This window comes from Metasolibacillus meyeri (genome assembly GCF_003049505.1).
GTDB classification, from domain to species: Bacteria; Bacillota; Bacilli; order Bacillales_A; family Planococcaceae; genus Metasolibacillus; species Metasolibacillus meyeri.
Genome location: NZ_PYWN01000192.1, coordinates 1 through 3,411 on the forward strand (window position 1 = coordinate 1; position 3,411 = coordinate 3,411).

General features: G+C 33.3%; 5 protein-coding genes and 1 pseudogene. 1 reads left to right on the forward strand and 5 read right to left on the reverse strand.

All coding sequences use genetic code 11. The features are described from left to right. On the forward strand, nt 1-183 hold a 183-nt coding region (locus C9J34_RS22190), incomplete at its 5' end, for a hypothetical protein (protein ID WP_193769114.1). A gap of 134 nt (nt 184-317) precedes the next feature. Here the strand turns inward: C9J34_RS22190 and C9J34_RS20510 are convergent. The 5 genes and pseudogenes from C9J34_RS20510 to C9J34_RS20535 form a co-directional block, all read right to left on the reverse strand. Next, a complete protein-coding gene (locus C9J34_RS20510) occupies nt 318-1,199 on the reverse strand; it encodes a hypothetical protein (protein ID WP_107842030.1) in 882 nt (293 codons plus the stop codon). Nucleotides 1,200-1,229: 30 nt separating this feature from the next. Then, nucleotides 1,230-1,796 carry a CRISPR-associated protein Csx16 gene (locus C9J34_RS20515; protein WP_107842031.1) on the reverse strand — a complete coding sequence of 189 codons (567 nt, stop codon included), beginning with the start codon at nt 1,794-1,796 and terminating at the stop codon, nt 1,230-1,232. Between the two features lie 322 nt (nt 1,797-2,118). After that, nucleotides 2,119-2,640, reverse strand: a complete 522-nt coding sequence (locus tag C9J34_RS20525) for a hypothetical protein (RefSeq protein ID WP_107842033.1) — start codon at nt 2,638-2,640, stop codon at nt 2,119-2,121. 23 nt (nt 2,641-2,663) lie between these two features. Beyond that, nucleotides 2,664-2,882, reverse strand: a complete 219-nt coding sequence (locus tag C9J34_RS20530; RefSeq protein ID WP_107842034.1) for a hypothetical protein — start codon at nt 2,880-2,882, stop codon at nt 2,664-2,666. A 57-nt stretch (nt 2,883-2,939) separates the two neighbouring features. Continuing rightward, a pseudogene (locus C9J34_RS20535) lies at nt 2,940-3,411 on the reverse strand (hypothetical protein); the annotation flags it as partial.

The following is a 3,411-nucleotide window of genomic DNA, read 5'->3' on the forward strand; positions in this document are numbered from 1 at the left end:
CCAGCATTAAAAAATGAAACAGAAACTACACTAGCAAGTGCAGCACGCAGAAAAATGATTGTAGAAGCGGCCGTTGCAGCAGGAGCAAACAAAGAAGTGTGGACGGCAAAGCTAGAAAATAAAACAATCACGAATGACGATTTACTAGGTTTAGCAGCTAAAGCAATTGTTGATAAAAAATAAGTAAAACCCGCCTTTCCGTTGTGGAGGGCGGGCTTGTATTAAGAAAAATTATATGATATATTAATAGAGGATATGGATTGAAATAATTTTGTCAATTTACTTGACGAGTGAGCTGCCTTTTGGGCGGCTCTTTTTTAATTTTGTTTTAACCATAAGTCATAATGTAAACGCAACATATCATCCGTAGGATTGTCTATAAATCGAATTGCTTTTGAACTATGTTTGATAGCCAGTACTTTAAATTCATTTGTTAAAAGATTTTTTTGAATGAATTTTATATTTTTAGCAGCGTCGCTACTTTTATCACTTAAAGCTTTTTTAATAACATCCTTTGTAGGATTTTGGATGTATCTAATATACCAAGTATCATAATCAATTAATAACAGTTGAGCTTCTGGACACAATTGCATGTCTACTAATATGCCCTTAACATTTAAAGTTCCTGATTTATTGATTATGCAATTGACGATAAACAACTGCTCCTCTACCGAGAGATCTTTTATATATTTGACCACCTCTAAATCATATGTTAACGCCTTTAACCTATCTTGCTCCGTAGGCTTTTTAAGCAACTTAAATATATAAGGCGCTTGAGTTCTTTCCCAAACATACTCTATAACAGAGGATGTCGGATTTTTTATCCGCATAATATTAGATAACCTTTTCTCCAAAACACCATATCTGTCAATAGCCTCTGTGACAGATAACAACTGCAACTTTTCGCTAGGATTGTCTATCAAATTAATTACAAATCCATTTTCTTTGATAGCAGCGATTTTAACTTCTTCGCTTGGGTTAGAAATATATTCTATATTTCGTCCATCTCTCCTCACTGAATACAAAGCAATTACCTCATAATCTGGTCTGTCAGAGTTAATTGCACCTATAAATAGGATTCTTTCGTCCAGAGCTTTAAAAATCTCCTCTGTACTCATTTTTGCTATTACATTTTTGTCTGTAATAGCCTCTATCTCATCCACATTACTGTACCAATATGCATCCCATGTGTTACTCATAACCAATCATCCTCTCTTAATAATTTTAAATTATAGTTTAGTTAATTTTATCGGTTTGTTAACCATAATACGCTCTTTAAGCTCGTTACCTGCCAAATCGCCATCTTTTGTATAATCAAAATCTTTGACGCTGATAGCTGTATATACATCACACTCAGCAATTAAATGAGGTGGTAATGTACCAATTACATGTTTATCTTTTACATCCTCGACATTGATATTACCGTCAAATACTTTAGTACCCCACCAATTTAAATCGTTTTGAATATAGTCTGCAGTACCTTTGTGACGCGAGACCACAATTGTAGCAAGTGGGTTAGCATAGTCAAGTAACTCTGCTGGCTCTTTTAACACATCTATTTTATATTGCTGCACATCTAAATCAGCGACAATAACATCTTGCGGTGTAGTAAATTTGCTATCACGAGGAATCACAGGAGCATAATACTCTGTAACACCTTGTGCAGCTAATTGAGCTGCTGGTAATGTTGATAAAATTACCTCGTCAGTTCCTTTTGAAAACTCTGATAATCCTGCGATTGCAGGAAAACCACTTGCTACTACTTTTTTAGTATTTAATAATTGATTTAATTTCATTTTATCCACTCTCCATTTTTTTATTAAGCAGTTTCCCGACTTGCTTAGGTCTGTTTATTTTCTTTGTTAGCTTTGTAACGATCACTAAAATACTGTTTGCATCTATCACAGTAAGTGCGTAAATTATGTTCTTCCATATGTCCTCCGCATTGAGGACATAAACCTTTTGCTAGATTTACTTTTACTCGTTTGCGCCTGTATTGTCGCCATTTACATTGTTTGCTGCAATATTTTGTGTTGGGTGTCTTGCTGATAATTAATTTATTACAATCATCCGCTTGACATCTATTCATAATTTAATTCCCCCATACGTTTATTTGAATTAGATGTACTTAAACTGTTCTTCTACAAAATTGTACATTTCATCTTCGCTAAGTCCTTTGTGTAAATAATGATATATTTCCGCAAAGTGTTTTATCATTTCGTGTTTTTTGTCCCATTCTTTTTTCGCATCGTTTTCACTATTTTCTGCAATGTATTTAACAGCGCCGTCTTTTATTTTTTTAGCATAAATATAATAGTTGTAAAAAAAATACCTATATACAGGACTCTTTAATTCGATGAAATATCTTAAATCAACTTTAGATTCTACTTGTTTCTCAAAAGCTGCTGATTCTAACTGGTTGAGTTCTATTTCGAATTTTTCTATAGCATCTGCATTTGAAATAGTTTCGCCAAACGTTTGACGTAAGCCTTCTAATTCAACATCCTTTCCTGTATATTCACTATATAATTGTAATTGTTTGATTTCATCAATTTCGTATTTTTTGGCAACTACTTTTTCATAAATTCTTTCATAGCTAACTAAACCTTTGTAAAAGTCTTCATTAAATTCTACTAACATAATTTTCTCTCCTTTATTGGTAATTATTTATTTTCAAAATGTTTATCAAAGTATTCGCCTAGTTTTTCTGCAACATCCAATCCCATGCGACCGATGTCGCTTTTCCCATCCACATAACGTTGAATAGTACCTTGACTAAATTCACATTCTTTAACAATTCGATAAGCTGTATGTTCTCCAGCGCCGTTTTTTGATTCTTGCGCCGCTTTAATAACCATTGCAACTTTAGCCTTTAACTCCATTTTATTTCCCCTCCCAAATAGGTTTGATGATACAGTTCCTATTTTTGTAAAAAACATTTACATGACTGCTTTAAATTCTGTGTATACGGATTGTAACATTTGTAGCTTATTTCCATTGATGTTTTCGCGATTCTCAATCCAAAAACTTGCACTTGTGCGATTTTCGATTAAGAAGCGAGCAAGATTAATGATTTTTAAGACTTCGGATTCTTTCATTTTTCTTTTAAGTAGTGCATTTACGAAGTTTACAAAAGTTACATTAAATTCATGGCGTAGTTGGATTGCCCATTTTATTTGTTTTTCGGAACCTTCAAGGGCTGGCATTTCTTCGCCAATCAGGAACGGGAATTTGTATTCAATATTATTGTGATTAAAAATCGAATTAGAAACAGTTCTAGTTTTAAATTCAGACCAAGCTTGTTTTAAAGATTCAGAAAAGTATTCTTTTACGTTGCCACCAAATTTAATTACTGCTTCCTTTGCAATTTCCCACGCACGAACCATAACGTTTTTCATTTCAATTCCTCCC

Excerpts from the sequence above, each read along its gene's own strand:
- C9J34_RS20525 (WP_107842033.1), bottom strand. The coding sequence starts at position 2,640 with ATGTTAGTAGAATTTAATGAAGACTTTTACAAAGGTTTAGTTAGCTAT.
- C9J34_RS20510 (WP_107842030.1), bottom strand. The coding sequence starts at position 1,199 with ATGAGTAACACATGGGATGCATATTGGTACAGTAATGTGGATGAGATA.
- C9J34_RS20515 (WP_107842031.1), bottom strand. The coding sequence starts at position 1,796 with ATGAAATTAAATCAATTATTAAATACTAAAAAAGTAGTAGCAAGTGGT.
- C9J34_RS20530 (WP_107842034.1), bottom strand. The coding sequence starts at position 2,882 with ATGGAGTTAAAGGCTAAAGTTGCAATGGTTATTAAAGCGGCGCAAGAA.